This is a genomic window from Psychrobacter sp. ENNN9_III (genome assembly GCF_001462175.1).
In the GTDB taxonomy this organism is placed as follows: Bacteria; Pseudomonadota; Gammaproteobacteria; order Pseudomonadales; family Moraxellaceae; genus Psychrobacter.
Genome location: NZ_LNUO01000195.1, coordinates 1 through 6,007, shown reverse-complemented (window position 1 = coordinate 6,007; position 6,007 = coordinate 1). Strand labels below are relative to the sequence as shown.

Here is a 6,007-nt window from a genome sequence, read left to right as displayed (position 1 = left end):
CCAAAAGAGCTGCTGCCACTTGGCAATCGCCCAGCTATTCATTATGTCGTTGAGGAGGCCATCGCTGCCGGTATCAAACATATTGTCTTGGTCGGCCACGCGCAAAAGAGCGCAATTGAAAACTACTTCGATATCAATGCTGAGCTCGATAACCAATTGCGTCACAAAGGCAAAGACGAGCTTGCCGATAGTCTTAACTGGCTACCAGAGGATGTGACCGTATCGATGATACGTCAAGGTAAGCCGTTAGGGTTGGGTCATGCGGTGTTGGCCGCGCGTCCTATTATCGGCGCACATGACTTTGCCGTCTTGCTACCGGATGTCGTCCTCGACCCCTTTACCACTGATATGTCCACTGACAATTTGGCCTTTATGCTGGATGCCTTTGCTAAAGACAGCCATTCTCAAATCTTGGTAGATAAAGTCGTCGATGAAGACGTGCATAAGTACGGTATCGCTCAATTAGATGAAGCCTCTAGCGATGCTAACAAGGTAGATGATCAGAAGGCAGTAAATGCCAGCTTTAGAGTCGCAGGCTTTGTAGAAAAGCCGAGCTTAGCAGATGCGCCATCCAACTTAGCGGTGGTCGGCCGTTATGTATTTAGCAATCAAATCTTTGATTATCTAGCCAATACCACAGCCTCGGTCGGCGGTGAGATTCAGCTGACCGATGCCATTGACGCCCTTATTAACGAATACGGGGTCAATGTCACGACCATGCGCGGCGCAAGCTATGACGCAGGCGATATGCGCTCATATATGCAGGCGTTTATCTATTTTGCCGAGCAGCAACTAGCAGATGACAAATAACTGACGGGTAATATCACTAATGAATAATATCAAGGATGATAACGCCTACAACAGCGCGCGCCACTCTAAGTACTGGCAGCAGTTACAAAGCCTAGCGGCTCAGCCGTGGTCGCTTACCGCCTTGTTTGCTCAAGATGATGAGCGCGCCACACGCTTTAGCACGCAAGCTGGTGCGTTATATATGGACTATAGCAAGCAGCGTATCGATGATACGGTGTTATCCAATCTGCTATATCTAGCCAAGAGCTGTGATTTATCAGCCCGTATCAAGGCGCTATTGCAAGGGGCGATGGTCAATACCAGTGAGCAGCGTGCCGCCCTGCATACCGCGTTACGCTTACCTGAGAGTGCGAAGCTACAAGTCGATGAGCAAAATGTAGTGGCAGATGTGCACCATAGTCTGGCGCAGGTAGCCCGATTGTCTGAGCGTGTCCGTAGTGGTACATGGCGCGGGTTTTCGGGTAAGGCGATTACCGATGTCGTCAATATCGGCGTTGGCGGCTCTGATCTTGGGCCACTGATGGCGACGACTGCGCTTGATGAGTGGGCAGATACGGATATTGAAGTGCATTTTGTCTCCAATATGGATGGCACTCATCTTGATCATCTGCTCAAGCATCTAAATCCTGAAACCACTTTATTTATCATCTCCTCTAAATCTTTTGGTACCGTTGATACCTTATCTAATGCAAAGACTGCATTGTCATGGTTGCTGGCCACTGCCAAGCGCCGTGATGGGACAGAGGGTAGCGTGTTACGTCGCCACTTTATCGGTATATCGGCCAACTGCGACAAGATGAGCGCATGGGGTATCCATCCTGAGCACCAGTTGCAGCTTTGGGAGTGGGTCGGTGGTCGATTTTCGTTGTGGTCAGCGATCGGGCTTGCCACTGCGATTCGTATCGGCATGCCAGCATTTAAAGCACTATTGGCAGGCGCGCATAGTATGGATGAGCACTTTGCACAGGCGGAATTTGCCCAGAATTTGCCAGTATTATTAGGCTTAATTGCCGTTTGGAACAGTACCTTTTTGCGGGTAAATGCGCATACAGTACTGCCTTATGATGGTCGTTTAAGCTACTTGCCAAGCTACTTAACCCAGCTTGAGATGGAGAGTAACGGCAAGTCGGTTACCCAGCACGGCGCGCATATCGACTACGATACTTGTCCGATACTATGGGGCGAGATCGGCTCCAATGCACAGCATGCGTTTTATCAGCTACTACACCAAGGAACGCAGCAGGTCTCTTGTGACTTTATCGCCTGCGTGCGTCGTTATGACGATAAGGTTCACAACGCCTCATTGCAACAGCAGCATGAGCTGTCATTGGCCAACTGTCTGGCGCAAAGCCGCGTATTGGCCTTTGGTAATGCTGCGATTGAAAATACTATCACTGCTGCTACGGTCCATACCATGTCTGAGGCGGATAAGTACAAGTACTATCATGGTAACCAGCCATCGACAACGCTACTTATCGATGAGCTGACGCCGCATAGCTTAGGGGCACTGATTGCACTGTATGAGCATAAAGTCTATGTGATGGCCAGTATTTGGGACATCAATCCGTTTGATCAATGGGGGGTTGAGATGGGTAAGCAGATGGCAGAGTCGGTACATCATGCGATGCAGCAAGAGGATAGTGATCTATTTGATACCTCTACCAATAAGCTCTTACAGCATATCAAGCGCTTCTCTTAATGTTACCTTAGGTTTAATGATGCAGCCATCGCAGACTGGGTTTTAACTCAGCTATCGTAGGATGCATTTCTTGCACCATCATAATAAGGATATAAGATGTCTATTACGCCAAGCCATACCGATAATATTAATCATAAATTAAAAGTCTGCGTCATTGTAGGTCACGGTATCGAGGCTATTACAAGCGCTGTGGTGCTAGCAAGCTTGGGTCAGACTGTGCACTTATATGCAGACGCTAAGATGCTAGAGCAGCAGTTGCAGCAATATGGCTTTGAGCGGCATTTGCAGGCATTATGGCAGATGTATAATCAACAGCAGCAGATCATCAATTTTGCATTGCCAAGTAGTGCTCATCAGTTATTACATACTTATGAGTCCGCCAGTGATGACAGTGAACCACGCTCAAAAGTGGCGCTTTATTGGCTGTTTTTGGATAGTATAAAGTCAGTATGGGTGGAGGAGAGCTGGGTGACAGCGTTTAATCAAAGTCGCCAGCAAGCGTTACCGATTATCATGAGTAGTATTGAGCAACTAGGGCATATCTCAGCGCTTGCCCAGCGCTTGCAACGTGCATGGGTATATTACATACCTTTGTGTTTTTACAAGATGGCGCCGCGTACAGTTCGATGTTGACACCGTCACTATGGCTGCTTGGCGAAAAGACAGCGAACAGTAGCCGCCAGCATCTAAGTGCGCTGCAGCCTTTAACGCAACAAGCTCGTGTCAGTCATAGTGCTGATATCGCAACGATAGAGTTTGCCCGCAGTAGCATCATGAGCATGCTCGCGACGCGAGTAAGCTTTATGAATGAGATGTCGCGTCTTGCTGATAGTCACGATGTCGACATTCAGCAAGTCAGTCACATCATGGGGTTAGATGAGCGCGTTGGGAGTAGCTATTTGCAAGCAGGCTGGGGCTTTGGTGGTAATACCCTGCCTACTGAACTCTTGCAATTGCAGCAGTCAGGGCAGGCGAGCCGCGTAGACATGCCGATGCTACAGTCAGTGATCGATATCAACGAAGATCAAAAAGAGCTGATATTTCGTAAGTTCTGGCAATATTTCGATGGTTTTATCGATAATAAGACCGTGATGATCTGGGGCGGTAGCTATAAGTCAGGGTCGGGTCGCACCGTAGGCTCAGCGATTCATCCGCTGTTAGCATTGCTATGGTCGTATAATATTCAGACGATTATCTATAGCGAAAAGGCGCAGACTGAATTAGAGAAATTATACGGCAAGCAGCCTTTATTAACGTTAGTCGAAGACCCTTATGCAAGGCTTGATGATACTCAAGCCTTGTTTATCATGAGCTGGCCGTTAGACAAGGATTTGGATATCAGTCAAATCAATAAAACCGCGCAACCTATATTTGATACGCAAAACGCTTTAACCTTTACCCAGATGGATAATCTGGTTGGTGATTATGTGGGCATTGGTCGCGCTAAATAATACGCGTTTAAGCCAACACCGCGCCTTGCGCTTCAAGCCATTCCTGTATTTCTCTTACCTTGTTGGCTAATAACGACTTATCACCACGGGTTTCGATATTAAGTCTAATGAGCGGTTCGGTGTTCGATGCTCGTAGATTAAGTCGCCACTCCCCAAAGTTAAGACTTAGGCCATCAAGCATTGATTTAGTGGGATTTTGAGCGTCAAACTTGTCTTCGATAGCGCGAATGATAGTCGGTGCATCATGAGTAGTGAGACGAAAGTTGAGCTCACCTGAGCTAGGATACGCTTGAATATAGCCTGTGACCAACTCTGATAGCGTCTTACCAGTAGTAGATAATAGCTCAATGGTCAAAAGCCATGGAATCATACCGCTGTCGCAATAGAAAAAGTCACGAAAATAGTGATGGGCGGACATCTCGCCGCCATAGATTGCGCCCGACTCGCGCATGACTTGCTTGATAAATGAGTGTCCAGACTTACTGATGACCGCCTTGCCATTATGTTCATTGATCACGGCTTCGGTGTTATATATGACCCGCGGATCGTAGACGATGGACTCATTTGGATATTTATTTAAAAAAGCCTGCGCCAGCATGCCAACGACGTAGCTACCATCGATGAATTCACCATTCTCATCGAATAAAAAACAGCGGTCAAAGTCGCCATCGAAGGCAATGCCGAGATCAGCTTTGTTTTCTAAGACAGCTTGCTGGGTAGCGACTCTATTGGCTTCAATCATAGGATTGGGGATGCCGTTGGGGAAGCTACCATCGGGGGTATGATGCAGTTTAAGGACTTCAATCGGTGCGCCCGCTTGTGCAAGCTTCTCAATCAATAGATCAACGACAGGGCCTGCACTGCCGTTACCTGAGTTAATAACCAATTTAAGTGGTTTAAGCTTATCAGTATCGATAAAGTTGATAACGTGATCAACATAGGCGCTTTTATCAGCCAATAATTGTAATTTTCCTGCCAAGTGATCAGTGGTGAATTGTCCCGATTCTGCTAAAGCTTGAATCTCTGCCAGACCCTCATCAGCGCTAATGGGTTTTGAGTGCTCCTTGACCAGTTTTAGTCCATTATAGTTAATAGGATTATGGCTTGCCGTGACTTCAATACCGCCTAATGCCCGATAGTGACTGGTGGCAAAATACACTTCTTCTGTTCCAGTCATGCCCAAATCGATGACATCGACACCTGCGTCGATGATGCCTTTAAGCGTCGCTTGTTTTAACTGCTCGCTTGAGTGGCGAATATCACTACCGATAACGATAGCAGGTTGTAAGTCTGTCATATCGTTATCTTGCTGAGCGGCTGCTGCGTGATAACGCTGATATAAAATCTGTGCAAAAGCGCGTCCAATACGATAAGCGATTGCTTCGTCTAGGTTGACACCAAGCTCACCGCGAATATCATAAGCTTTAAATGAGCTGATAGTAATAGGGTCAAAATCGGTCGCTGGCTGGTAGCTCAGGGTCGCAGAAGTAGACATAGTGGTAGAATTCCTTACGCTAAAGCAGTAATAAGTTCACAATAGATAGCACAATTATAAGCCAATCAGCGTTCAATGCTACACTAACGAAAAAATCGTTATGAAATTAACGTTATTCTATCCAATAACAAATAAAAGTATAAGAGCATCCTTTATGAGTACCGTAAAAAATAAAATATCAGCACCCAAACCTGTACAAGGCACTCCAAAAGCCAGTGGTCAACTTAATGACTTGTTAGCACTGATGGCGCGGCTACGAGCTGACTGTCCGTGGGACAAAAAACAAGACAATCATAGCCTTATTCCTTATGCTATAGAAGAAGCTTATGAACTGGGTGAAGCGGTACAAAGTGATGATGACGAAGATATCAAAGGTGAGCTTGGTGATGTGCTGCTACAAGTTGTCTTTCATTGCCAGATGTACGCTGAGCAAGGGCGTTTCGATGTAGGTGACGTCATTACTACCCTCCAAGAAAAACTGATTCGCCGTCATCCGCATGTGTTTGAAGCTGAATCCCTAACAGACGAAGCGGCGGTTAAAGCGCGCTGGGA

At 46.8% G+C, this 6,007-nt stretch carries 6 protein-coding genes; 5 read left to right on the top strand and 1 reads right to left on the bottom strand.

The window, feature by feature from the left end:
• The 4 genes from PENNN9_RS11775 to PENNN9_RS13165 all read left to right on the top strand — a co-directional run.
• The coding region (locus PENNN9_RS11775) for a UTP--glucose-1-phosphate uridylyltransferase (protein ID WP_058369858.1) at positions 1 to 810 on the top strand (810 nt) is incomplete at its 5' end.
• A 19-nt stretch (positions 811 to 829) separates the two neighbouring features.
• The gene (pgi, locus tag PENNN9_RS11770; RefSeq protein WP_058369857.1) at positions 830 to 2,509 is read left to right on the top strand and encodes a glucose-6-phosphate isomerase; all 1,680 of its coding nucleotides are present in this window, start codon (positions 830 to 832) and stop codon (positions 2,507 to 2,509) included.
• Positions 2,510 to 2,605: 96 nt separating this feature from the next.
• Positions 2,606 to 3,142 (top strand): hypothetical protein, encoded by a 537-nt coding sequence (locus PENNN9_RS13170; protein ID WP_227511819.1) that lies wholly within the window; start codon positions 2,606 to 2,608, stop codon positions 3,140 to 3,142.
• Positions 3,082 to 3,960 carry a hypothetical protein gene (locus PENNN9_RS13165; protein WP_227511818.1) on the top strand — a complete coding sequence of 293 codons (879 nt, stop codon included), beginning with the start codon at positions 3,082 to 3,084 and terminating at the stop codon, positions 3,958 to 3,960. The genes PENNN9_RS13170 and PENNN9_RS13165 overlap by 61 nt, the downstream gene beginning before the upstream one ends.
• 7 nt (positions 3,961 to 3,967) lie before the next feature.
• On the opposite strand, the gene PENNN9_RS11760 is transcribed toward PENNN9_RS13165, so the two are convergent.
• On the bottom strand, positions 3,968 to 5,455 hold the full coding sequence (locus PENNN9_RS11760; protein WP_058369856.1) for a phosphomannomutase/phosphoglucomutase: 1,488 nt from the start codon (positions 5,453 to 5,455) through the stop codon (positions 3,968 to 3,970).
• 154 nt (positions 5,456 to 5,609) lie between these two features.
• Here PENNN9_RS11760 and PENNN9_RS11755 point away from each other — a divergent pair.
• Positions 5,610 to 6,007: MazG nucleotide pyrophosphohydrolase domain-containing protein (locus tag PENNN9_RS11755; RefSeq protein ID WP_319822899.1), on the top strand; the 398-nt coding region annotated here is incomplete at its 3' end.

Excerpts from the sequence above, each read along its gene's own strand:
- pgi (WP_058369857.1), top strand. The coding sequence starts at position 830 with ATGAATAATATCAAGGATGATAACGCCTACAACAGCGCGCGCCACTCT.
- PENNN9_RS13170 (WP_227511819.1), top strand. The coding sequence starts at position 2,606 with ATGTCTATTACGCCAAGCCATACCGATAATATTAATCATAAATTAAAA.
- PENNN9_RS13165 (WP_227511818.1), top strand. The coding sequence starts at position 3,082 with ATGGGTATATTACATACCTTTGTGTTTTTACAAGATGGCGCCGCGTAC.
- PENNN9_RS11760 (WP_058369856.1), bottom strand. The coding sequence starts at position 5,455 with ATGTCTACTTCTGCGACCCTGAGCTACCAGCCAGCGACCGATTTTGAC.